The 22,121-nt window shown below is 66.5% G+C and carries 21 protein-coding genes; 8 read left to right on the forward strand and 13 right to left on the reverse strand.

Annotated elements, in window-relative coordinates:
• Positions 1 to 103: 103 nt before the first annotated feature.
• Positions 104 to 1,003, forward strand: a complete 900-nt coding sequence (locus tag E0T84_RS00560) for a hypothetical protein (protein WP_070186460.1) — start codon at positions 104 to 106, stop codon at positions 1,001 to 1,003.
• Positions 1,004 to 1,049: 46 nt separating this feature from the next.
• Positions 1,050 to 1,760, forward strand: coding sequence for an MBL fold metallo-hydrolase (locus tag E0T84_RS00565; protein ID WP_070186459.1), 711 nt, complete (start codon positions 1,050 to 1,052; stop codon positions 1,758 to 1,760).
• Between the two features lie 92 nt (positions 1,761 to 1,852).
• On the opposite strand, the gene E0T84_RS00570 is transcribed toward E0T84_RS00565, so the two are convergent.
• Both E0T84_RS00570 and E0T84_RS00575 read right to left on the reverse strand, forming a co-directional pair.
• The gene (locus E0T84_RS00570; RefSeq protein WP_070186458.1) at positions 1,853 to 2,590 is read right to left on the reverse strand and encodes a type 1 glutamine amidotransferase; all 738 of its coding nucleotides are present in this window, start codon (positions 2,588 to 2,590) and stop codon (positions 1,853 to 1,855) included.
• Positions 2,587 to 3,849, reverse strand: a complete 1,263-nt coding sequence (locus E0T84_RS00575; RefSeq protein WP_070186457.1) for a Mur ligase family protein — start codon at positions 3,847 to 3,849, stop codon at positions 2,587 to 2,589. The genes E0T84_RS00570 and E0T84_RS00575 overlap by 4 nt, the downstream gene beginning before the upstream one ends.
• 74 nt (positions 3,850 to 3,923) lie before the next feature.
• Between E0T84_RS00575 and E0T84_RS00580 the strand changes: the two genes are divergently transcribed.
• Both E0T84_RS00580 and E0T84_RS00585 read left to right on the forward strand, forming a co-directional pair.
• A complete protein-coding gene (locus E0T84_RS00580) occupies positions 3,924 to 4,913 on the forward strand; it encodes a DEDDh family exonuclease (RefSeq protein WP_070186456.1) in 990 nt (329 codons plus the stop codon).
• A 158-nt stretch (positions 4,914 to 5,071) separates the two neighbouring features.
• Entirely contained in the window at positions 5,072 to 6,277 is a 1,206-nt protein-coding gene (locus E0T84_RS00585; protein ID WP_234998293.1) for an ATP-binding protein, read from the forward strand.
• 15 nt (positions 6,278 to 6,292) lie between these two features.
• Here the strand turns inward: E0T84_RS00585 and E0T84_RS00590 are convergent, their stop codons facing one another.
• Both E0T84_RS00590 and leuA read right to left on the reverse strand, forming a co-directional pair.
• Positions 6,293 to 6,679, reverse strand: a complete 387-nt coding sequence (locus tag E0T84_RS00590; protein ID WP_070186455.1) for an SHOCT domain-containing protein — start codon at positions 6,677 to 6,679, stop codon at positions 6,293 to 6,295.
• Positions 6,680 to 6,730: 51 nt separating this feature from the next.
• On the reverse strand, positions 6,731 to 8,560 hold the full coding sequence (leuA, locus tag E0T84_RS00595; RefSeq protein ID WP_138743470.1) for a 2-isopropylmalate synthase: 1,830 nt from the start codon (positions 8,558 to 8,560) through the stop codon (positions 6,731 to 6,733).
• A gap of 261 nt (positions 8,561 to 8,821) precedes the next feature.
• Between leuA and E0T84_RS00600 the strand changes: the two genes are divergently transcribed.
• The gene (locus E0T84_RS00600; RefSeq protein WP_249383528.1) at positions 8,822 to 9,100 is read left to right on the forward strand and encodes a hypothetical protein; all 279 of its coding nucleotides are present in this window, start codon (positions 8,822 to 8,824) and stop codon (positions 9,098 to 9,100) included.
• A 28-nt stretch (positions 9,101 to 9,128) separates the two neighbouring features.
• On the opposite strand, the gene E0T84_RS00605 is transcribed toward E0T84_RS00600, so the two are convergent.
• From E0T84_RS00605 to E0T84_RS00640, 8 genes are all read right to left on the reverse strand, one after another.
• Entirely contained in the window at positions 9,129 to 10,199 is a 1,071-nt protein-coding gene (locus tag E0T84_RS00605; protein ID WP_138743472.1) for a lytic transglycosylase domain-containing protein, read from the reverse strand.
• Between the two features lie 95 nt (positions 10,200 to 10,294).
• On the reverse strand, positions 10,295 to 10,939 hold the full coding sequence (locus tag E0T84_RS00610) for an XRE family transcriptional regulator (RefSeq protein WP_070186452.1): 645 nt from the start codon (positions 10,937 to 10,939) through the stop codon (positions 10,295 to 10,297).
• A gap of 12 nt (positions 10,940 to 10,951) precedes the next feature.
• Entirely contained in the window at positions 10,952 to 12,139 is a 1,188-nt protein-coding gene (locus E0T84_RS00615) for an FAD-binding oxidoreductase (RefSeq protein WP_138743473.1), read from the reverse strand.
• A complete protein-coding gene (locus E0T84_RS00620; protein WP_138743474.1) occupies positions 12,136 to 13,428 on the reverse strand; it encodes an FMN-binding glutamate synthase family protein in 1,293 nt (430 codons plus the stop codon). The genes E0T84_RS00615 and E0T84_RS00620 overlap by 4 nt, the downstream gene beginning before the upstream one ends.
• Positions 13,428 to 14,126: a protein glxC gene (locus E0T84_RS00625; RefSeq protein WP_138743475.1), complete on the reverse strand. Its 699-nt coding sequence runs from the start codon at positions 14,124 to 14,126 to the stop codon at positions 13,428 to 13,430. The genes E0T84_RS00620 and E0T84_RS00625 overlap by 1 nt, the downstream gene beginning before the upstream one ends.
• On the reverse strand, positions 14,114 to 14,983 hold the full coding sequence (locus E0T84_RS00630; RefSeq protein ID WP_138743476.1) for a glutamine amidotransferase: 870 nt from the start codon (positions 14,981 to 14,983) through the stop codon (positions 14,114 to 14,116). The genes E0T84_RS00625 and E0T84_RS00630 overlap by 13 nt, the downstream gene beginning before the upstream one ends.
• Before the next feature lie 14 nt (positions 14,984 to 14,997).
• Positions 14,998 to 16,302, reverse strand: coding sequence for a type III glutamate--ammonia ligase (glnT, locus tag E0T84_RS00635; RefSeq protein ID WP_138743477.1), 1,305 nt, complete (start codon positions 16,300 to 16,302; stop codon positions 14,998 to 15,000).
• A 133-nt stretch (positions 16,303 to 16,435) separates the two neighbouring features.
• Positions 16,436 to 17,689 carry an ammonium transporter gene (locus E0T84_RS00640; RefSeq protein ID WP_070186475.1) on the reverse strand — a complete coding sequence of 418 codons (1,254 nt, stop codon included), beginning with the start codon at positions 17,687 to 17,689 and terminating at the stop codon, positions 16,436 to 16,438.
• A 187-nt stretch (positions 17,690 to 17,876) separates the two neighbouring features.
• On the opposite strand from E0T84_RS00640, the gene E0T84_RS00645 reads away from it, so the two are divergent.
• Genes E0T84_RS00645 through E0T84_RS00655 form a run of 3 tightly spaced genes read left to right on the forward strand, consistent with a single transcriptional unit; the run spans position 17,877 to position 20,574 of the window.
• Complete coding sequence (locus E0T84_RS00645; RefSeq protein WP_138743478.1) at positions 17,877 to 19,172, forward strand: cytosine permease; 1,296 nt, start codon at positions 17,877 to 17,879, stop codon at positions 19,170 to 19,172.
• Complete coding sequence (locus tag E0T84_RS00650) at positions 19,169 to 19,855, forward strand: cysteine hydrolase family protein (protein ID WP_110764999.1); 687 nt, start codon at positions 19,169 to 19,171, stop codon at positions 19,853 to 19,855. The genes E0T84_RS00645 and E0T84_RS00650 overlap by 4 nt, the downstream gene beginning before the upstream one ends.
• The gene (locus E0T84_RS00655) at positions 19,852 to 20,574 is read left to right on the forward strand and encodes a GntR family transcriptional regulator (protein ID WP_070186445.1); all 723 of its coding nucleotides are present in this window, start codon (positions 19,852 to 19,854) and stop codon (positions 20,572 to 20,574) included. Before E0T84_RS00650 ends, E0T84_RS00655 begins: the two co-directional genes overlap by 4 nt.
• Before the next feature lie 7 nt (positions 20,575 to 20,581).
• Here E0T84_RS00655 and E0T84_RS00660 read toward each other — a convergent pair whose 3' ends face one another.
• Positions 20,582 to 21,946: an alpha/beta hydrolase family protein gene (locus E0T84_RS00660; RefSeq protein ID WP_070186444.1), complete on the reverse strand. Its 1,365-nt coding sequence runs from the start codon at positions 21,944 to 21,946 to the stop codon at positions 20,582 to 20,584.
• Positions 21,947 to 22,121 lie beyond the last annotated feature (175 nt).

A 22,121-nucleotide genomic window follows, 5' to 3' on the forward strand; every position in this document is an offset into this window, starting at 1 on the left:
CGAAACGGTATTCCAGCAGAAAAAGTACGAGTAGAGGCCTGCTGGATTACAGCCTCGACATGCTGGTCTCGGGCTTGTCGCACCCCCGCGCCAGTATCGGCGCATGGGGGATATATTCGTCGGCACAGAGGCCGTCGCGAACCGCGTCGTCACTCGATACGAGCTGCAACGCTGGTATCGGCCGCTGTACCCGAACGTCCACATCCCTCGAGATTGCGTGCCCTCCTTGCGGGACAGAACGACGGGGGCGTGGCTGTGGTCCCATCGCGAAAGTGTCGTGACGGGCGTGGCGGCCTCCGCATTGCACGGGGCCGAATGGATTGACGCCGACATCCCGATCGAACTCATCTGGGACTGCACGCGTCCGCCGCGTGGTGTGATTGTCCGGAAGGAGCGGATCGCGGACGACGAGATCACTTGCATCGCAGGCATGCCGGTGGCGACACCCGCGCGCACGGCCTTCGACCTTGGGCGGTACCTGCCACGCAAGAAGGCACTCGAGCGGTTGGACGCACTTATGCACGCATGTCCGTTCTCCACAGAGGACGTGCTCATGCTGACCAAGCGGTACCGCGGCGCCCGCGGGGTGGCGAAGCTCAAAGCCGTGCTCCCATTGGTCGACGGCGGCGCGGCGTCACCTCCGGAGACCCGGCTGCGTCTGCTCTACATCGACGCCGGGCTGCCTCGGCCGACCACTCAGATCGCCATTGCCGATGAGTGGGGACGCGTAATTCGCACGGTCGACATGGGTTGGGAAGACTTTCAGGTCGCCTCGGAGTACGACGGTGGTCAGCACCAGACTGATCGTGCGCAATACATCAAGGATCTGAAGGTGTTGCCGAAGCTTCGTCAGCTTGGTTGGGACGTCATGCAGGTGATCAAGGAGGACCGGGAGCATGAGGTCATCCAGCGCGCCTACACCGCATTGAAAGCACGTGGTTGGGGCGGCACGCTTCGCCCCGCAGCCCGCGAAACCGCATTCCAGCATCGAAAGTTCGAGTAGCGACCTGCCGGAATGCGGTTTCGGCGGACGACGGTAGCGTCGAATCATGTCCGACCTTCTCCAGATGGCGCCCTCGCTCTATCGTCTGCGCATCCCCGGCGGCCAAGCCCACCTGCTCAACAGTTATCTCTGGACCGAGCCGGACGGCGTGACGCTGATCGACACCGGATGGGCGGACAGTGCCGAGTTGATTGCCGACGCGCTGACCGAACTGGGTCTGCGGCGCATTCATGTCAAGCGCATCGTGCTCACGCACTTCCACGAAGACCACAGCGGTGCGGCCGCTGAGATCGCGGACTGGTCCGACGTGGAGGTCATCGCCGGCGCGGGCGACGCCGGCTACGTGCGCGGCGAGCCGGGTCCGATACCGCTACTGACCGATTCGGAGCGGACCCTTCGCCCCGACCTAGTGGAGCCGCCCAACGGGCCGCCGTGTGCGGTGGACCGGGTGGTCGGTGACGGCGATGTGCTCGATTTCGCCGGGGGCGCCCGGGTGATCGGCGTGCCCGGCCACACCCCGGGCGGCATCGCGCTGTATCTCCCGACGGCGGACGCGGTGCTCACCGGCGACGTGGTTGCGGAGTTCAACGGCCAGGTGATCGTCGGTGTCTTCAACACCAACCGGAGCGAACTCGCGGACTCGGTGGCAAAGCTTGCCAACACGGGTGCGCAGCGTGCCGGTTTCGGCCATGGTGAGCCGGTTCTCGAAGATGCTGCGGCCCGTATCGCCGGGGCCGCGGACCCTTTCGCCGCCTGACTCCCGCCGAACTCCGCCCGACTCCCGCCGAAACGGTATTCCAGCAGGAAATGTTCGAGTAACGGCATGCTGGAATACCGTTTCGGCGAAAATTACACCCGGCGCGGCGCGGCCAGCCGTTCGCGGCGCAGCAGCTCGACCTCGCGAAGCTCCAGCGGCGGCAGTTCACCCACCACCTGTGAGAGCAGATGGTCGGCCAGTTCGGGATTGCGAGCCAGGCACGGGCCGTGTAGATAGGTGGCCACCACGCTGCCTTGCACCGCGCCGTCGTAGCCGTCACCCATGCGGTTGCCCGCGCCCTTGGTGACCGCGGCCAGCGGTTTGGCGTCCGGGCCCAGAACCGTTCCGCCACGGTGGTTTTCGAAACCGGTGAGCGGCTGCGAAAGCCCATCGATCAAGGGTCTGGACGCGACCTCGCCGATGGTGCGGGCCTGCTGTGGTGAGGTCGTGGCGTCGAGCAGCCCGACGCCTTCCACTCGCTCACCGGCCGAGGTCTCGTACCAGTGGCCGAGCACCTGGATCGCCGCACAGATTGCGAGCACCGGTGCACCCCGCGAAACCGCTTGTTGCAGACCGGGATACCGGATGAGGTGTTTGGTGGCCAGCCGTTGCGCGTAGTCCTCGGCGCCGCCGAGGGTGTACAGGTCCAGCGAGGCGGGCACCGGGTCGGCCAGGGTGATCTCCACGATCTCGGCGTCGATACCGCGCAACCGCAAGCGCTGCTGCAGCACCACGGCGTTGCCGCTGTCGCCGTAGGTTCCCATCACGTCGGGCAGTACCAGCCCGATCTGCACCGGGGTCTTTCTGCTCCTCGCGTGCGCGCCACTCATGAGATCCGCCGATTCAGTTGCAGGAAGGCCGTGTAGTTGGCGATCACCTCGACGTGCCCGGGCGGGCAGCTCTCGATCGCGGCGACGGTGTCGTGCACCAGGGAATGTTCGACGCCGGCGTAGCCGAGCCGTACCGCCAGATCAGTCCCGCGCTCGCCGGCGGCGACGACGACAGTGTCGGAGCCTGTTTCTCTTCGCGCGAGCGGCTCATCGGCGAAGTGCTCGAAGCTCACGTCCCACAACCAGGACAGGTCTTCTCCGTCGGGCACCTGCCCGTTGACCGAGATGACCACCCCCGCACCGTGCTTGTCCACCATCGACAGGGCCTCCTGCCACCCGGCCGGGTTCTTGGCCAGCAGGATCCGCGCGGTGTGCGAGCCGATCTGAACCGTACGGTAGCGACCGGCGACCTCGTCGACCCTGGAGACGGCGGCCACCGCGGCGGCCGGGTCGGCGCCCAGCGCGACGGCGGCGGCGACCGCCTGGGTGGCGTTGCCGCGGTTGACGGCGCCCGGCAGCGACAGCGTCATCGGCAGCGAGAGGCCGTCCGGGCCGTAGATGTGGGTGTCGTCGAACCACCACTGCGGGCTGGGACGTTTGAAATCTGCACCGGTGGAATGCCAGCCCGGGCTTCCTCCGCCGTCGCGCTCGATGATCTCGCCGGAACGCGGGCAGCTCACCGAGTCGCCCGCCCAGCCGCCGCCGGCGGCTACCCACACCACATGGGGGCTGTCGTAGGCGGCCGACGTCATCAGTACGTCGTCACAGTTGGCCACGACCACCGCGTCAGGGTGCCGGGCCAGCCCGGCTCGCAGGGTGCGTTCGATGTGGTTGATCTCACCGACCCGGTCCAGCTGGTCGCGGGACAGGTTGAGCAGGACGATCACCGATGGGTTCACCGCATCCGACACGTGCGGCACGTGCATCTCGTCGACTTCCAGGGCGGCCAGCGTGGCCTCGCGCGCCGAGGCCAGCGCCGCCACCAGGCCGGCGTCCATGTTGGCGCCCTCGGAGTTGCTGGCCACCGGACCGAGCGTGGCCAGGGCCGCCGCGGTCATCCGGGTGGTGGTCGATTTGCCGTTCGTGCCGGTCACGACGACGCTGCGGCGGTCCTGGCCCAGCTGGCGCAGGATCGAGCGGTCCAGCGTCATTGCCACCAGGCCGCCGATCATCGCGCCGGCGCCGCGCCCGGTGACCCGCGACGCCCAGCGCGCGGTTGATCCGGCGGCCAGTGCGGCACGCCCTCGAAGGGTCAGCATTCCGGCGATTTTAAGGGCACGACACGCTGCCGCGTCGCCTGAGGTTGTCGGGCTCGCGTGCCATCCTGGCGAATATGAGCAGCGCGTGGGGCAGGCCGGCCGAAGAGCCGGGCACGGGCTGGGCCGTCGTCGACGTGGAAACCACGGGGTTCCGGCCCGGGCAGGCACGCATCGTCAGCGTCGCCGCCCTCGCCGTCGGGGACGACGGCAATGTGGAGCGCAGTGTGGCCACCTTGCTGAACCCGGGGGTCGATCCCGGGCCCACCCATGTGCACGGGCTGACGGCCGAGATGCTGGAGGGCCAGCCGACCTTCGGCGACGTGGTCGACGACGTGAGTGACGTCCTGCGGGGGCGCACCTTGGTGGCCCACAACGTGGGTTTCGACTACAGCTTCCTGGCCGCCGAGGCGGAGTTGGTCGGCGCCGAACTGCCGGTCGACAGTGTGATGTGCACCGTTGAGCTGGCCCGCCGGCTGGCGCTGGGCACCGAGAATCTGCGGCTGGAGACGCTGGCCGCGCACTGGGGTGTGAGCCAGATGAAGCCCCACGACGCCCTCGACGACGCGTTGGTGCTGGCACAGATCCTCAAACCCACTTTGGCCCGGGCCCGTGACCGCAAGGTCTGGCTGCCGCTGCGGGAGGTGAGCCGGCGCCGCTGGCCCAATGGCCATGTCACCCATGACGAGTTACGGCCGCTGAAGGTTCTGGCCTCGCGGCTGCCGTGTGAATACGCCAATCCGGGCATCTACGTGCCGGGCAGGCCGCTCGTGCAGGGCATGCGGGTGGCGCTGTCGGCGGAGGTGGCCCGCACCCACGAGGAGCTCATCGAGCGCATTCTGCACGCCGGGCTGGGCTATACCGATCTGGTGGATCAGCAGACCTCACTGGTGCTCTGCAACGAGCCCGCACCCGACCAGGGCAAGGGTTACCAAGCCCTGGAACTCGGGGTGCCGCTGCTCGATGACGAGACGTTCATGGGGCTGCTGGGCCATGTCGTCGGCGGGGCCAACATCGAGGAGTTCATCGACATCCCCGCCGAAAGCGATCAGTACACGCTGTTCTGATCCCGACTCGGTGAATCGGCGACATAGAGACCGCGAATCGGCGAAACGCACACCGCGAATCGGCGAGTGATTGATATGGTTTCTAAGTGAACCCGCGGTCTAGCATCGCTAGAAACCTGCTTCCGAGGGTTGAGGAGGCACTGTCTGACACACGGATCGTGGTCGTTCAGGGCGCGCGCCAGGTCGGCAAGTCAACCCTCGCTGCCGAGATTACGCGTCGCCGCGGCGGTCGGCTGGTCACGCTCGACGATGACGTGACCCGAACAGCTGCGGCTGCCGATCCCCTCAGTTTCGTCCGCCAGTTCCCCGATGGGCTACTCACGATCGACGAGGTGCAACGGGCTCCAGAATTGATTCTTGCGCTCAAGAGCACCGTTGATTCAACCCATCGGCCAGGGCAGTATCTGCTCACCGGGTCGGCCAATCTTTTGCAACTCCCAGCGACCGAAGACAGCCTGGCTGGTAGGGCGGAAAGCCTGGAGCTCTTCGGATTCAGTCAAGGTGAACTCGAAGGCGCCACTGAAACCTTCATCGACCGCTTGCTCGCCGGCGAACTATTCCTCGGTCACGAAAGTAGTCTGACGCGTAGCGACTATCTCGCCCGCGCCTGCACTGGCAGCTACCCCGAGGCCGTCAGCCGAGAGTCAGCCAGGCGCCGAAATGCATGGCTGGATAACTACGTCGACCGCATCGTCAAACGTGACGCGAAGGATGTCTCCAATCTCCAACGCATCGCCGACCTGCCGCGGCTGATCCGGCTCCTTGCCGCACGCAGCGCATCCGAGCTCAACCTGAGCTCCGTAGCTGCTGACGCTGAAATCCCCGTACGTACACTGCCGCCGTACCTCGCCCTCCTCGAGACCCTGTATCTGATTGGCCGCGTCCCCGCGTGGTCGACGAATCTTTCTAAGCGCGTTGTCGATCGGCCGAAAGTTCTCCTCCTCGACTCCGGGTTGGCCGCTCGTCTCGTCAACGTGTCGCCCACCGGAGCCGGACCCAACGCCAATCCTGACGCGGCGGGAGCGATCATCGAAACGTTCGTTATCACAGAACTCCGACGACAACTCGGATGGGCTGAACAGGCACCGCGGTTGTTTCACTACCGCGATCGAGACGGGGCCGAAGTGGACCTCATTTTGGAGACGGCAGACGGCCTCATTGCCGCTATCGAAATCAAATCGGCAGCAACGCTTCGCGGCAGGGACACCCGCTGGATCACGAAACTCCGCGACAAAGTCGGTACTCGTTTTGTCGGCGGCCTTATCCTCCACACCGGGCCACAAGCTCAGCCATTGGGCGACCGCCTCGCCGCTGTCCCAATCGATGTTCTCTGGTCCGCACGGGGACAGCTCCGAGACCCATAGCCAACTTGTGGTGGCTCAGCCCAGCGCCTTGGCCTTCAGCCCGTCGAACTCAGCCTGGCTGATCGTGCCGGCATCCAGCAGCGCCTTGGCATCGGCGATTTCCTGTGCCGGAGACCGGCCCGCAGCCTGACGGATGTAGTCGTCGGTCTCTTTCTTGGCGTCCAGCGCCGCCGCCTGGGCACGCTCGGACATGCCCTGGCCCCTGGCGATCAGATACACCAGCGCGGTGAGCCACGGCAGCAGGATCAGGAACACCACCCACACGGCCTTGATCCAGCCGGAGGTCTTGTGATCGCGCCAGAACAGGTCCGTGAGGATCTGGAACAGGACCAGCAGGTAGGCGATCCAGGCGAAGATGATCAGGAAGTGCCACAGGAAATCCCAAGTCGGACCCCAGTCCATGGGTTGCTCCTTGTAGTCGACGTCAGGCGCAGTGATCTACGCCGACGTCAGCTAACCACGCGCGGCGCGGTTGACGGCAGACACGACTGCGCGAAGTGATGCAGTTGTGATCGAAGTGGCGATCCCGACGCCCCACACGGTCCGACCGCCGATCGACGCCTCGACATAGGCCGCGGCCTGGGCTTCTTCACCCGAGGACATGGCGTGCTCGGAGTAGTCGAGCACATTGATGTCGTAGCCGATTGCGCCCAGCGCGTCGACGAACGCCGCCAGCGGGCCGTTACCGGCGCCGATGATCTCGCGTTCGGCACCGTCGATCTTCACGATCGCGGTGATGGTGTCGGTGCCGCCATCGACCTCGGAGGCCACGACCTTCTGCCGGATGCGTTCCAGTGGGCTGATCGGGGCCAGGTATTCCTCGGAGAACGCGTCCCAGATCTCCTTGGGTGACACCTCGCCGCCCTCACCGTCGGTGATTTGCTGGATGGCCTTGGAGAACTCCATCTGCAGCCGCCGCGGCAGCACCAACCCGTGGTCGGCCTTCATGATGTAGGCCACGCCGCCCTTGCCGGACTGCGAGTTCACCCGGATCACGGCCTCATACGTCCGGCCGACGTCCTTGGGGTCGATCGGCAGATACGGCACCTGCCACAGGATGTCGTCCATATCCCTGTCGGCGGCGTCGGCATCGAACTTCATCTGGTCCAGGCCCTTGTTGATGGCGTCCTGGTGGCTGCCGGAGAAGGCGGTGTAGACCAGGTCGCCGCCATAGGGATGACGCTCGTGTACGGGCAGCTGGTTGCAGTACTCGACCGTGCGGCGGATCTCGTCGATGTTGGAGAAGTCGATCTGCGGGTCGACGCCGCGGCTGAACATGTTCAGGCCCAGGGTCACCAGGCAGACGTTGCCGGTGCGCTCGCCGTTGCCGAACAGGCAGCCCTCGATGCGGTCGGCGCCGGCCTGGTAGCCCAATTCGGCTGCGGCGACACCGGTTCCGCGGTCGTTGTGTGGGTGCAGGCTCAGGATGATCGAGTCGCGCGGGGTCAGGTGCCGGCTCATCCACTCGATCGAATCGGCGTAGACGTTCGGGGTGGCCATCTCGACGGTGGCAGGCAGGTTGACGATCAACGGCCACTCGGGCGTGGGCTTGACGATGTCCGCGACGGCGTTGCAGACGTCGACGGCGTACTCCAGCTCGGTGCCCGTGTAGGACTCGGGGGAGTACTCGAAGCGCCACCGCGTCTGCGGATACTTCTTGGCCTCCTCGACACACATCTGGGCGCCGTCGGTGGCGATCTTCTTCACGGCGTCGCGGTCGGCGCGGAACACCACGCGGCGCTGCAGGATCGACGTCGAGTTGTAGAAGTGCACGATGGCCTGCGGAGCTCCGGCGCAGGCCTCGAAGGTGCGCTCGATCAGCTCGGGCCGGCATTGCGTCAGCACCTGGATGGTGACGTCGTCGGGGATGGCGCCGTCGGTGATGATCTCGCGGACGAAGTCGTAGTCGGTCTGGCTGGCCGAGGGGAAGCCGACCTCGATCTCCTTGTAACCCATCCGGACCAGCAGGTCGAACATGCGGCGCTTGCGCGCCGGGCTCATGGGATCGATCAGGGCCTGGTTACCGTCGCGCAGGTCGACTGCACACCACATCGGTGCCTTGTCGATGACGCGGTCGGGCCAGGTGCGGTCGAACGGGACGCCGGTGCCGAAGGCCGGGCTGCCGCCGGGAACCTCTTCGGCGAAGCTGCGGTAGCGACTGACCGGCATCGATGAGCCGCGCTGGGTGTTCCAGACGGGTTGTCCGGGGTTGGGGGTGCCGGCCGGCGTCTTGATCTCGCGAACCGAACTGAAGGCATCTACAGACATGTCGGGGGTGGTCATGATTCTTGCTCCGGGAGTTTGAGTGGGGGACTCGACCGGCGCATCGCAAAAACCCGCGACGGGAAGCCGGTCTGGTCAGACCCCGTCGCGGCGTCCGAGAAGGAGCACCCGCTGCACGCGCTCAACTGTACTCCGCGGCAATCCCAGGCCAAAACCCACGGTTGACGTGCACTTCCTCCGATCGGGGGAACGCATCTTCACCAGGCTCATCGCCTGATCGCCGGACAGACCGGAAGCCGTCTGGATCGCATTCTTGTCTCAGTGGCCGAACAAGCCGCAATGGAAGACGAAAAGCCAACTGAGACAGAAGGATTCACGATCATGACCAAGTTCACCAAGGCCCTGGCGCTGCCCATCCTGTCCGCGGGCGTGTTCGGCGCCGTCGCGCTCGGCCTGGCGGGCACGGCCGCCGCGCAGGAGCCCCACGGCCCGGGTAACCAGTTCAGCCCGGATACCTACGCCACCCCGGCACCGGGCATGAAGCCCGGCTGGCACAACCATCACGGCCCGCAGCGCCACCTGATCGTTTATGGCCAGTAGTTGCCGGCCGGGCTGCTATGCCATCGCGTCAGCGGGCCCCTCCCGAACGGCCGTTGCCGAACTTGACCTTGGGTGTGCCGGTGCTGTGCCGGGACCCGCTCGTCGTGCTCGTGCTCGTCCTCGTGTTGGTGGAGCCCGTGCGCGTCGTCGAAGATCCCGGCCGGGGTGTCGCCGAACGGGTGTCACCGTCGTCTCGACGCACAGCCTTGTCCGGCGTGGCGGTGTCGCTTTCAGCCGACCCGCCGGTTGATGCTGCGGGGCCGTCGACCGCGCGAACGGCGACGTTCGGCGGGCGCGGCGCGGTGAGCGGCGGCAGGTTCACCGGAGCCACACCGGTGGCGTAGGCCCGCGCCCAGCCCAGCACGTTGGCGACGTAGGCCATGGAGTGGTTGTAGCGAAGCACCGCGGCGACCAGCTGCGCCTCGTCGCGCAGTTTCGCGCCCTCGCTGCAGAGGTAGCGGGCCGCAGCCAGGGTGGCATCGAACAGGTTGTGCGGATCGGCCTGACCGTCAGCGTCACCGTCGGCGCCGTGCAGCAGCCACGTGCTCGGCAGGAACTGCATGGGCCCCAGCGCGCGGGCGTAGGTCGTGCCGCCGCCGAAGCTGCCGGCAACGATGATCTCGTTGCCCGGCAATGAGCCGTCGAGGGCGGGGCCATAGATGGGACGGACCGGGTCACCGCGCTCGTCGGCGGCGCCGCCGAACGCATGCGTGGACTCGACGTACCCGATCCCGGCGAGCAGGTTCCAGGTCACCCCGCAATCGGGTTGGCTCTGTGCCATCGCGGCGTCCGCGTTCCGGTAGGCCGCCAGTGCGATCGCCGGGATGTGCACGGCGCCCGGTGCCCGAACCGCCGGGGGTGGCGGTGATCCCGTCGTAGTCGGTGTCGCGGCAATTGGACGCGCCGTCGGCGTTGCCGCCAAGGGCTGGCCGGCGAGGTCGGGCAACGCCCGGACCGCGGCCAGCGTCCGTACCCGGTGCTCCTGGACCAGGCCGACCAGGCTGGGCGCGACGGCGACCGCGCTGGTCAACGCCATCCGAACGATCACGGCGAGGCAGGTGGAGGCGTCGCGGACCGCTCGACGAACACGGTGGCGCATCCCTCCACAGTGACACCCTCGTCGTTGTGTGCCAACTCCCGACACTCCGGGGCCAGTCGGCGGTCAGGGGCCCGCGAACTGCGGCGGGTGTCGGCTCACACCTGGGAATCGGGGAAGGCGATCACCGACAGGAACCGGATCGGCAGCTCGATGAGGTCAACCGGTCCGTGAGCGCCTTCCCCGTCGATCTGTAGCGAGTCGCCGGGATGCAGCCGGTAGACCGAGCGGCTGTGGCTGTAATCCATGACCCCTTCGAGCATGTAGAGGAACTCGGTGCCGGGGTGCTGGAACAGCGGGTAGGTCTGACTCGTCTCGGTCAAGGTGACGTGCAGGCATTCCAGGCGCTTGTGCTCCCCGCGCAGCGAGCTCAGCAGTTGGTACTCGTGACCCTGCTTGGTGCCGTTGCGCACGATCTCCGGGCCGGTGCCCGCCTTGACGAAGGCGGCCGGGCGTTCGACGTCGGCCCCGCGGAACAGGCTGGTCACCGGAACGTCGAGACCCTTGGCCAACAGCGCCAGGGTGGACAGGCTGCATGAGGTCTGGGCGTTCTCGATCTTGGAGAGCATCGCTTTGGAGATACCGACCCGGGAGGCCATGTCGGCGACGGTGAGCCCGCGCTGCTGCCGCAGTTGACGCACGTTGCGCCCGATCGCGGCCTCGAACTCCAGTGCTTCGACCGGTTCGTGCGGATCGCGTTCGCGGGCCGTGCCGGAATTACGCAGCAGAGGCTGGTCGCTCACGGCACTCCTGACCTATCGCATCTCCCCGGCACCGACGTACGGGTACCGGCTGGTGAGCAGATTGTCCTCTGCGAACCGGGCGAGCCGGAAATCCGACTCGGGTATCCGCGGGTCGCAGCTGTGCCCCTCGGTCACCAGGTCGGCGACCAGCTTGCCGACCGCCGGGGCGATCTTGAAGCCGTGCCCGCTGAATCCGGCCGCCACGATCAGCCCGTCGATGCCGGTCGGAGAGATGATCGGGTTCCAGTCCGGTGTGACGTCGTAGCAGCCGGCGTAGCTGCCGGTGATCGCCGCGTCGTCGAATCCGGGAAACCGGGTGCCCACCTTGTCGACGGTGAGGTCGATGAAGCCGTCGGTGGCCCGGTTCAGGTAGTCGTCGGGGTCGGCGAGCTCCAGCTCGGTCAGATCGGAATTTCCGAACAGCAACTCTCCGTTGGGTTCTGGCCGGATGTACTGCAGCGATACTAGGTCGGAGAAGACCGGGACCGGCCCGGTCCGTAGCCCGGGTTTGATCGTCACGATCTGCTCGCGGTGCACCCGGATCGGTACGTCGACGCCGTAGGGCGCCAAGAACGGTCGGGTCCACACCCCGGTGGTGACGACGACGGTGCCTGCCGAGATGTGGGTGCCGTCGGCCAGTTCGACGCCGATGACCCGGCACCCGTCGAGCGTCAGCCCGGTCACGTTGGTGCCCTGGTGGATTCGGACCCCGGTTGCCCTGGCCGTCACCGCGAAGGCCTGCGCGGTCTGGTAGGCGTCGCCGTGGCCGCCGCGCGGCTCCCAGCCGAAGGCCGCGAACGGTTCCAGGTCGGCCCACGGCCACAGCTTTGCCACGTCGGTGGCGTCGATCTCCTCGGTCTGCACGCCGACCTCGCGTTGGGCGGCCAGGCTCTTGCGCAGGTTGTCGACGTTCGGTTCACCGACGCCGACGACATAGCCGGTCTGCCGGAACCCGATGTCGGTGCCGAAGTACTGCTCGGCTTTCTCGAACACCTCCAGGCCGACCGTGGCCATCGCGGCCAGGGAGCTGACTCCGTAGTGGCAGCGCACGATGCCGCTGGATTTCCCGGTCATCCCGGAGCCGACGGTATTGCGTTCCAGGACAGTCACATCGGTGACGTCGCGCTGGCTGAGCGCCCAGGCCACCGCCGTGCCCTCCAGCCCGCCGCCGACGATGACGACGTCCGCGGTGGCGTTCACTGGCCCGGGATCCAGTTCGTGCCGGCCAGCGGAACCCGGGCCATCGCGGCCGCCTCGATGGTCACTGCCACCAGGTCCTCGGGCTCCAGGTGGCACACGTGGGCCTTGCCGCAGGCCCGGGCGATGGTCTGGGCCTCCATGGTGAGCACCCGCAAATAGTTGGCCAGCCGTCGCCCGCCTTCGATGGGGTCGAAGCGCGCCGCCAGGTCGGGGTCCTGGGTGGTGATACCGGCCGGATCGCGGCCGTCCTGGAAGTCGTCGTAGAAACCGGCTGCGCTGCCGAGCTTCTCGTACTCGGTGGCGTAGCGGGGGTGGTTGTCGCCCAGCGCGATCAGCGCGGCAGTCCCGATTGCGACGGCGTCGGCACCGAGCGCCAGCGCCTTGGCCACGTCGGCGCCGGTACGGATGCCGCCGGACACGATCAGCTGGACCTGTCGGTGAACCCCCAGCTCCTGCAATGCCTGTACGGCTTGGGGCACCGCAGCCAGGGTCGGGATGCCGACGTGCTCGATGAATACCTCCTGGGTGGCGGCCGTGCCGCCCTGCATCCCGTCGACCACCACCACGTCGGCGCCGGCGTGCACGGCGAGCTTCACGTCGTAGTAGGTGCGGGTGGCGCCGACCTTGACGTAGATCGGCTTCTCCCAGTCGGTGATCTCCCGCAGCTCGTTGATCTTGATGGTCAGGTCGTCGGGCCCGGTCCAGTCCGGGTGCCGGCACGCGCTGCGCTGGTCGATACCCTCGGGCAAGGTGCGCATCTGGGCTACCCGCGGGGAGATCTTCTGCCCCAACAACATTCCACCGCCGCCTGGTTTGGCGCCTTGACCGAGCACCACCTCGATGGCGTCGGCCTTGCGTAGATCGTCGGGATTCATCCCATAGCGCGAGGGCAGGTACTGGTACACCAGGTGCTTGCTCTGCCCGCGTTCCTCGGGCGTCATGCCGCCGTCGCCGGTGGTGGTCGAGGTGCCCGCCTCGCTGGCCCCACGGCCCAGGGCCTCCTTGGCCGGTCCGGACAGCGCGCCGAAGCTCATACCGGCGATGGTGACCGGGATATCCAGGTGCAGAGGGTGTTTGGCGTACCGGTCGCCGAGCACCACGTCAGTGCCGCAGCGTTCCCGGTAGCCTTCCAAGGGGTAGCGCGACATGGATGCGCCAAGGAACAGCAGATCGTCGAAGTGGGGCAGGCGGCGTTTGGCGCCCCAGCCGCGGATGTCGTAGATGCCGGTCTCGGCGGCGCGTTGGATGTCTGCGATGGTGGATCGGTCGAAGGTGGCGGATTCTCGCATCAGTAGGCACTCGCATTGTCGACGTGGAAGTGGTAGAGGTTTCGGGCCGAGCCGTAGCGGGTGTAGGCCGCGGTGTCGTCGTCGCTGAAGCCACTGGCCGCCAGCAACTCCGCGAGTTCGGCATGGTGCTCGGGCCGCATCGGCTTGGCGATGCAGTCCGCACCGAGTGAGGCCACCTCGCCGCGCACGTAGATGCGCGCCTCGTAGATCGAATCGCCCAGCGCTTCACCGGCGTGACCGCGCACCACGAGCCGCCCGGCCTGGGCCATGAACGCGCTCATGTGGCCGATGCTGCCGCCGACCACGATGTCCACGCCCTTCATCGAGATGCCGCAGCGCGCGGCGGCGTCCCCCTCGATGATCAGCAGCCCGCCGTGTGCGGTCGCGCCCGCGGACTGCGAGGCATTGCCTGTGACGCGCACGGTGCCGCTCATCATGTTCTCGGCCACCCCGGTTCCGGCGTTGCCGTTGATGGTCACCTCGGCGAGCTGGTTCATCCCTGCGGCGTAGTAGCCGACGTGGCCTTCGACGGTGACGCGCGCCGGGGCGTGGAGGCCGACGGCGACGTTGTGCGCGCCGTCGGGGTGGGCGATGACGTGGTCGCCTTCGATATCCGGCTGGTGCAGCGCGGCGTTGACCTCACGCAACGGTGTTGTGCGCAGGTCGAATCCAACGAGCGTGGCTGCTATCTGGTCCATGCGTAGACCACCTCCGGTTCCGGTTCCCAAATGCGTGCCTGTTCGACCCCGGGTAGCCCAGCCAGGGCGCGGTACTCGCTGGCCATCGCCACCCAGTCGGCGGTTTCGGCGATCACCGCGGGCTTGCAGGCGATGGCGTCGCGCACCACCGCGAACGAGTCGTGATCGGAGACCAGCAGGGTGTAGAAGCCGTCAAACGTCGCGCACAGTTCCTTGAGTGCCGTGGCCACGTCACGGCCGGCAGCCAGTTGTTCGGCCACGAACCGGGCGCCCACCTCGGTGTCGTTCTCGCTGTCGAACTCCACCCCGGCTCGGCGTAGTTCGCGGCGGATGGTGGCGTGGTTGGCGAAAGATCCGTTGTGTATCAGGCACTGTCCGGGGCCGACGGTGTAGGGGTGGCAGCCCGATGGGGTCACCGCCGATTCGGTGGCCATTCGGGTATGTCCGACACCTTGCCACCCCTGGGCTTTGGCCAGGCCCCACGCCTCGGTCAGGGCGCGGGGGTGGCCCACCCCTTTGAGGACTGCCAGATCGGGACCGAACCCGGAGATCAGTGCGGTGGGGCAGGCCGCCCGCACCAGGTCCAGCAGTTCCTCGGATTCCATGTCGGCGGACAGCAGGTAGGTCGAATCGACTTGCACCACATCCACATCCGGGCCCAGGTCGGGCCTGCCAGGGACATCGGTCACCGACACACAGCCCTGCCCGTAGGGTGACCATTCCGGGTCTCCGTAAACCGCGATGCCCGCCGAGTCGGCGCCGCGGTCGGACATCTCGCCCAACATCGCGGCGAGTAGTTCACCAAGGCGCGGGTACAGCTCAGGTGTGCGCAGGTGTAGGCCCACGATCCCGCACATGTGTTGTCTCCCTTCTAGAACGCCGTCAGATAGTGGTCGATCTCCCACGGCGTGACGGTGCCGTGGTAGGCGAAGAACTCCTCGCGTTTGACGTCGGCGAAGTAGGAGGCGACACCGTCGCCGGCCACGTCGAGCACGCCGGTGACGATCGGATCGGTCTCCAGCGATTCGATCGCGTGCAGCAGGGTGGGTGGCAGCGCCGCCGGTCCCTGGGCGCCCACCGCTCCCGGATCGAGGCTGCGTTTGACGCCGTCGAGCCCGGCGCCAAGGGCCACGGCGATCGCCAGATACGGATTGGCCGAGCCGTCGCCGCCGCGCAACTCGATACGTTGACTGTCGGGCACCCGGATGTAGTGGGTGCGGTCGTTGCCGCCGTAGCTGGGTTTGCGCGGTGCCCACGACGCGCCCGACGCGGTCGAGGTAGCACCGGTTCGCTTGTAGGAGTTGACGGTTGGGGCGACGACGGACTGCAGCGCGCAGGCGTGGTCGAGGATGCCGCCGATGAACGCGTACGCGGTTTCGGACAGTCCGAGGCCTCGCTCATCGGCATCGCCGGGAAACACCGGCGTCCCGGCGCTGGTCAGCGACAGGTGCAGGTGCAGGCCGCTGCCGGTGCGGTCGCTGAACGGCTTGGGCATGAAGGTGGCCACCATGTTGCGTTCGGCGGCGATCATCGACAGCAGGTAGCGCAGGGTGATCACCCGGTCGGCGGTGGTCAACGCGTCGGAGAACTCGAAGTTCTGCTCGAACTGGCCGTTGCCGTCCTCGTGATCGTTGGCGTAGTTGGACCATCCCAGCGTGTTCATCGCGGTGGAGATCGCGGTCAGGTGGTCGTACATCCGGGTCACGCCGCGCGCGTCGTAGCAGGGTTGAGCGGCCGTGTCGGCCGTATCGGCGGTGGCCAGTGCGCCATCGGCGTTGCGCCGCAGCAGGAAGTATTCGACTTCGGCGCCCACCCAGGGCTCGAATCCGGCGTCGGCGGCACGCTGGATCAGGCCCTTGAGGATGACCCGAGGCGCATAGGGCCACGGTGTGCCACCGACGTGGGGATCGCAGTGCACCAGCGCCAGGCCCTCTTTGATGAACGGGATGGGCGTGAAGGAGGCCGGATCGGGGATCGCGATCAAGTCGGGGTCTTTGGGTTCCTGGCCCATGGCGCCGACGGCATAGCCGGCGAAGCCGACGCCATCGGTGGCCAAGAGCTCGACTGATTCAACGGGAACCAGCTTGGCGCAGGGCTTTCCGCGCAGGTCTACGAACAGCGCGAGGATGAACTTGGTGCCGGCTTGGTCGGCAAGGGTGGCGAGATCGGAGGGCATGGCACCAACACTTTCGTCTCTTGATGAGAATCAAGGTATCACTACAGGAAACTTCGGCAAGTCGAGGAAACCCCGGTCACCGGCTGCCGAGAGAACGGGTCTCGGCAGCCGGGCCGGGGAATCGTGGTTCAGGTCAGGCGAATTCGAGCTCGTAGGCCGAATCCCGGTGGAACGTGGTGTCGATACCCCTCTCCTCTTCCTCGGCGGAGATGCGGATGCCCATGGTCTTCTTGAGCACGTACGCGATGGCGAATGCCACGGCGAAGGAGTAGAGCATCACCGCCCCGGCCGCGACGGCCTGACGCCACAACTGGTCGATGCCGCCGCCGTAGAGCAGGCCGTTGGTGGCATTCGGCATGCTTTCGCTGGCGAAGAAGCCGACGAGCAGGGTGCCGACCACGCCGCCGACGAGGTGCACGCCGACCACGTCGAGTGAGTCGTCGTAGCCGAGCTTCTCCTTGAAGCCCACGGCGTAGACGCAGATCGCCCCGGCGATGCCACCGACGAAGATCGCGCCGATCGGCGTGACCGCACCGCAGGCCGGAGTGATGGCGACCAGCCCGGTGATCGCACCCGACGCCGCGCCCACACCGGTGACGTGGCCGGTCTTGTACTTCTCGACTGCCAGCCAGGCCAGCACCGCTGCGCAGGTGGCGACGAAGGTGGTGACCATGACGATGGCCGCGGAATTGCCTGCGGCCAGGGCGGACCCGCCGTTGAAGGCGTACCAGCCGGCCCACAGCATGCCCGCGCCCAGCAGGGTCAGCGGAACGTTGTGCGGCTTGCGCAGCTGGCCGAACATGGCCGACTTGCCCAGCACGATGGCGACGGCCAGGGCAGCGGCTCCGGCGTTGATGTGCACCGCGGTGCCGCCGGCGAAGTCGATCGCGTGCAGTTTGTTGGCGATCCAGCCACCGACCGAGTTCTCGGTGACCACGCCGTCGAAGGCGAACACCCAGTGCGCGACGGGGAAGTACACCAGCACCGCCCAGACGGCGGCGAAGATCATCCAGGCGCCGAACTTCATCCGGTCGGCGACCGCGCCCGAGATCAGTGCCACGGTGATGGCCGCGAACAGGGCCTGGAATATGGAGAACAAACTGATCGGCAGCCCGGCGACGGTGGTCATCGGCTCCATCAGGTCTTTCATGCCGGCGAATTCGGTGATGCTGCCGACGAATCCGCCGTAGGACGTACCGAACACCATGGAGAACCCGAACAGCACCCACAGCACACCGACCAGGGCGACTGCGCCGAACGTCATCATCATCATGTTCGTCGAGCTCTTGACCGAGACCATGCCGCCGTAGAACAGGGCAAGACCCGGGATCATCAGCGTGAGGCCGATGATGCAACACAGCATGAATGCCGTGGTTCCTGTATCCATCAACATCTCCTGGGGGTGGCGGCCCGGACGGGCCGATCACCGGCAGTAGATGATGTTTCTGTTACGTGGACCCACTTGTCGCGTTGCGGTGCCGTTAACCTCACCGCCGGGGCCGGTGAGAACCTCGTAACCGGAGCTTTATGTGCCGAAACGCCAGAGAAATCCGTATACCGCACCGTATACAGCCATGGATACAGCGCCATCCGCCCTCGGCGAGGAATACGAGAACCAGCCCGTCCCGGAGTCCGCCCGCAAGTCGCTGTTCGCGGTGTCGGCAGTGTGGGTCGGGTTCCCGATGATCATGACCTCGGCGGTATTCGCCGGCATCGTCGTCTACAACCTCGGCTTCGTCACCGGGATGGCGGCAATCCTCGTCGGCGACCTCATCCTGATGGGCTACGTGGGCACGCTCAGCTACCTGGCCGGGCGCTCCGGCAAGAACTTCGCGCTCACCGCGGCGGACACCTTCGGTGCCAAGGGTTTCCGGATCGTCTCGGCATTCCTGTCCGCGTTGGTGATCGGCTGGTTCGCCTTCCAGACCGGCATGGTGGGTTCCACGCTGAACTTGTCGATGGGATGGAGCGCAGCGTGGATCACCCTCCTGGCCGGGGTGTTGTTCGTGGCGCTGACCTTCGTCGGCATCCGGGCGATCTCGTGGATCGGGGTGGTGGCGTCGGCGCTGTTCATCCCGCTCGGCGTGGTCGCCGTGGTGTTGGCGGCGGCCGACGGCGGCATCGGTTCCGCACTGTCCTACGGCGGTGGAGCCGGTGCGAGCGCGTTCAGTTTCGGCGTCGCCGTGACGATGGTCTTCGCGTGCTTCGCCGACTCGGGCACCATGACGGCCGATTTCACGCGGTGGGCTCGCAACGGCAGAGAAGGAGCGTTGGCGGCGTTCGCGGCATTTCCCGTCGCGTATCTGATCGCCCAGCTGGCCGGTGCACTCGTGGTGGCGCTGGGTGCTGCCGTCGCAGCGGGCACCGCCGGTGGCGACTTCCTGCATGTCCTGGTCAGCGCCGGGGGAATCTTGGTGCCGTTGGCAATCGTGTTCGTCTTCGTCAACCTGGGCAGTGTGTGCGCGCACTGCCTGTACAACGGCGCCGTGGGCTTCGGCAATATCACCGGAAAGACGATGCGCCAGTTGACCATCGTGCTCGGCATCGTCGGTACCGCAGCCGCCGTCGCCGGCATCTGGTCGTACTTCGCGACGTGGCTGAACATCCTCGGCGTGCTGGTACCCCCGATCGGCATCGTGCTGATCCTCGATCAGCTGGTGTTCGCCCACCGTCGAGCCACCGCGGCGCTGGCGTGGAAACCGTTCGCGGCGTGGGCAATCGGGGCCGGCGGAGCGATGCTGACGCACTTCTACGCGCCGCAGCTGTCCGACGCCGTGGTGGCGATGGTGGTGGGCGGCCTGGCCTTCACCGCCCTGGCATACCTGCCGGTGCGCGCCGCGCAGCCCGTCCTGGTGGGAGAGACCGCATGATCACGATTGAGGCCAACCCCTACGTCTGGCCGTACGACGGTGACATCCCCGCCCGGCGCACCGCATTGATCAACATCGACTGGCAGGTCGACTTCTGCGGCGAAGGCGGCTACGTCGACACCATGGGGTACGACCTGTCACTGGTGCGGACCCCGCTCGGACCCGCCCAGGAGGTGCTCACCGCGGCCCGCGCGGCCGGGCTGTTCATCGTTCACACCCGCGAAGGGCACCGGCCCGATTTATCGGACCTGCCGGCGAACAAGCGCTGGCGCTCGGCCCAGATCGGGGCCGAGATCGGTTCGCCCGGCCCATGCGGACGGATTCTCACCCGCGGTGAGCCAGGTTGGGAACTCGTGCCCGAGATGGCTGCTTTGCCAGGAGAACCCGTCATCGACAAGCCGGGGAAGGGCAGCTTCTACGCCACCGATCTGGACCTGGTATTACGCAACCGGGGCATCACGCACATCATCTTCACCGGCATCACCACCGATGTGTGCGTGCACACCACGATGCGGGACGCGAACGACCGCGGCTACGAGTGTCTGGTCGTCTCCGATGCCACCGGTGCCACCGAATACGCCAATCACGTTGCGGCGCTGAACATGATCACCATGCAGGGCGGAGTGTTCGGGGCCCATGCCACCAGCTCCGATGTGGTGGCCGCGCTCAAGGAACTGCAATGACCACGGTGCGGGTCGCCGAGCCGGTCTCCCTGCGCGACCGGGTCTACCTCGACCTCGGCAAAAGACTCATGGCCGGTGAGATCGACCATCGCACCCGGCTGGTCGAGTCCCGGCTGTGCGAGACGCTGGAGGTCAGCCGGACGCCACTGCGCGAGGCGCTGGTCCGGCTGCATGCGGACGGCATGCTCGAACGCAGGGCCGACGGGTACTACCCGGTCGCGCTGGACATCCCGGGCGTGCGCGATCTCTACGAGCTGCGCATCACCATCGAGCTACGCGGTATCAGCCGGATCCTCGAAACCGACGAGCTGCACTACGACAAGGACCGGCTCACGGCGTTGCGCACGGAGTGGTCAGAACTGAAGGCCAGCCCACCTCCGCCGGACGGTGACATGGTGCTGCGCGACGAGTCCTTCCACGTCGAACTGTGCGCGGCGTCCGGCAACCTGGCGATGGTCGCCACCCTCGACAACATCAACCGGCGGATCCGGTTGATCCGGATGTATGACTTCGTCACCGAAGAGCGGGTGATCGCCACCATCGATGAGCACCTCGGAATCGTGGACCTGCTGCTCGACGATGAGCTCGACGCCGGCCGCACGGCCTTGCACGAACATGTCGGGGCAAGCTTCGAGGTGGTCGAACGGCGTGCGTTGCGCGCGCTGAGCGCGCGGGCGTTGGGTCAATCGGTGACGTCGCTTGAGGCGATGTGGAAGTAGCTGGCAGTTACTCTTCGTCTGCGCCGGGCAGAGTACGTTGTCGCATACCAGGGGTGCCGAGTGTGCTGGCAAGCCACGGCAGGGCGGCGGCAAACGCCGCCCCGGCAGAGTCGAAGCTGTGCGTGCCTTTGTATCCGACCACTGAGCATTCGACGTTGTAACCGCTCAGCAGGGCGCACAGCTTGTTCGCGTTGGCGGCGTGCTCCTCGGAGAAGGTGTCCCAGTCGCCGATCGTCTCCTCGGAGGGCGGCGTCATGCTGGGGTCGCGATGGACGGTCGGGGTGTCTTCCGCGACACCGAGCCACGCAGCCATGTCTTTGTACGGGCCGTGCCGGGTGATGATCGTCCGGGGATCGAAGGCTTCCCACGCTGCTTGGTCGCCGCCGAACAACCTCGCGACGGTTTGGTCTTTCGTACCCGCATTGGGGCCTAGGGTCCCGTCGAGCCAGACGATGGCGCTGAACATCTCGGGGTTGCGAACCGCGGTGGTCAGCGAGCAGGTAGCGCCAGAGGACCAGCCGGCCAGCCCCCAGTTCTCGGCTTTCGGGCTGACTCCGAAGCGGGAGATCATGTACGGCACCACATCTTTGGTCAGATGGGCGGCGGCATTGCCGCGTAGGCCGTCGACGCACTCTGTGTCGTTGTTGAATTTCCCTGAGGTGTCCGGGAATACGATGATCGGCGCGTTGCCGTGATGTAGTGCCGCAAAGCTGTCCAACGTCTCCAGCGCATCGGTCGACTGCAACCAGTCGTTCGGGTGATTGAACTCGCCGCCCATCATGATGACCGCGGGCAGTTTGGGGGGAGGGCTGCTGGAGAACCATGCGGGTGGCAGATAAACGGTCTCGGTCCGGTGCGCGAAACCCGATGCATCCCCAGGGATGTTCACTCGCACCACGGTGCCGCGGGTTGGCACCTCACCTGTTTGTTGAAGTGCCGCAAGCTGGGCTTCATCGATCCATTGGTCGGGTTCCGAGTGCGTCAACCGGAGCCAGGCTGCACGTACTGTCGGGAAATAGCCGGTCGCTGTGTTGAGGGCCGCTAAGCCGCAGACGACCACCATCACCACGGCGAGCACAGAGATCGACCGGCGCCACCATGGGCTGCCGGACCAACCGGCGATCAACACCGTCGCGGCGAAGCCGAACATCGCCGTCCAGAACACGGCACCGAACGAAATTGCTTCTGCGGACCAGCCCTGGTCCCTCACGAACAGCCGGGCTGCTGCGGCGAGACCCACACCTACGAGCACTGCGGCGAGCAGCCACCGCCGCATCCACTCCTGGGATCGTCCGCGACCGATTGCGACCACGATCGTGACCAGTGCCACCAGTTGCAGAGTGATCGGGATCAGACCGCTGGTCAGTGACATGGGTAATCCGAATTGGGTGAGGTCGATTCATTTGCCGGATTCACGATTCTCCAACTTTCGGACCTGAGTATGCGGAAAACCGCACTGGCATCGGACTATACCGATGGGTGGCTTCGCTAGTGGGTCAGGTGAAATCACATTGAGACGGTCGCAACGGGTGTTCCCGGCTGAAAAC

The sequence above is a fragment of the Mycobacterium sp. DBP42 genome (genome assembly GCF_005924235.1).
Classification (GTDB): domain Bacteria; phylum Actinomycetota; class Actinomycetes; order Mycobacteriales; family Mycobacteriaceae; genus Mycobacterium; species Mycobacterium syngnathidarum.

Coding starts and splice junctions, on each gene's coding strand:
- E0T84_RS00575 (WP_070186457.1), bottom strand. CDS start 3,849: ATGCTGACCCTTCGAGGGCGTGCCGCACTGGCCGCCGGATCAACCGCG.
- glnT (WP_138743477.1), bottom strand. CDS start 16,302: ATGCCCTCCGATCTCGCCACCCTTGCCGACCAAGCCGGCACCAAGTTC.
- E0T84_RS00580 (WP_070186456.1), top strand. CDS start 3,924: ATGAGCAGCGCGTGGGGCAGGCCGGCCGAAGAGCCGGGCACGGGCTGG.
- E0T84_RS00570 (WP_070186458.1), bottom strand. CDS start 2,590: ATGAGTGGCGCGCACGCGAGGAGCAGAAAGACCCCGGTGCAGATCGGG.
- E0T84_RS00650 (WP_110764999.1), top strand. CDS start 19,169: ATGATCACGATTGAGGCCAACCCCTACGTCTGGCCGTACGACGGTGAC.
- E0T84_RS00660 (WP_070186444.1), bottom strand. CDS start 21,946: ATGTCACTGACCAGCGGTCTGATCCCGATCACTCTGCAACTGGTGGCA.
- E0T84_RS00630 (WP_138743476.1), bottom strand. CDS start 14,983: ATGTGCGGGATCGTGGGCCTACACCTGCGCACACCTGAGCTGTACCCG.
- E0T84_RS00605 (WP_138743472.1), bottom strand. CDS start 10,199: ATGCGCCACCGTGTTCGTCGAGCGGTCCGCGACGCCTCCACCTGCCTC.
- E0T84_RS00640 (WP_070186475.1), bottom strand. CDS start 17,689: ATGGATACAGGAACCACGGCATTCATGCTGTGTTGCATCATCGGCCTC.
- E0T84_RS00625 (WP_138743475.1), bottom strand. CDS start 14,126: ATGGACCAGATAGCAGCCACGCTCGTTGGATTCGACCTGCGCACAACA.
- E0T84_RS00560 (WP_070186460.1), top strand. CDS start 104: ATGGGGGATATATTCGTCGGCACAGAGGCCGTCGCGAACCGCGTCGTC.
- E0T84_RS00590 (WP_070186455.1), bottom strand. CDS start 6,679: ATGGACTGGGGTCCGACTTGGGATTTCCTGTGGCACTTCCTGATCATC.
- E0T84_RS00645 (WP_138743478.1), top strand. CDS start 17,877: ATGGATACAGCGCCATCCGCCCTCGGCGAGGAATACGAGAACCAGCCC.
- E0T84_RS00620 (WP_138743474.1), bottom strand. CDS start 13,428: ATGCGAGAATCCGCCACCTTCGACCGATCCACCATCGCAGACATCCAA.
- E0T84_RS00565 (WP_070186459.1), top strand. CDS start 1,050: ATGTCCGACCTTCTCCAGATGGCGCCCTCGCTCTATCGTCTGCGCATC.
- E0T84_RS00655 (WP_070186445.1), top strand. CDS start 19,852: ATGACCACGGTGCGGGTCGCCGAGCCGGTCTCCCTGCGCGACCGGGTC.
- leuA (WP_138743470.1), bottom strand. CDS start 8,560: ATGACCACCCCCGACATGTCTGTAGATGCCTTCAGTTCGGTTCGCGAG.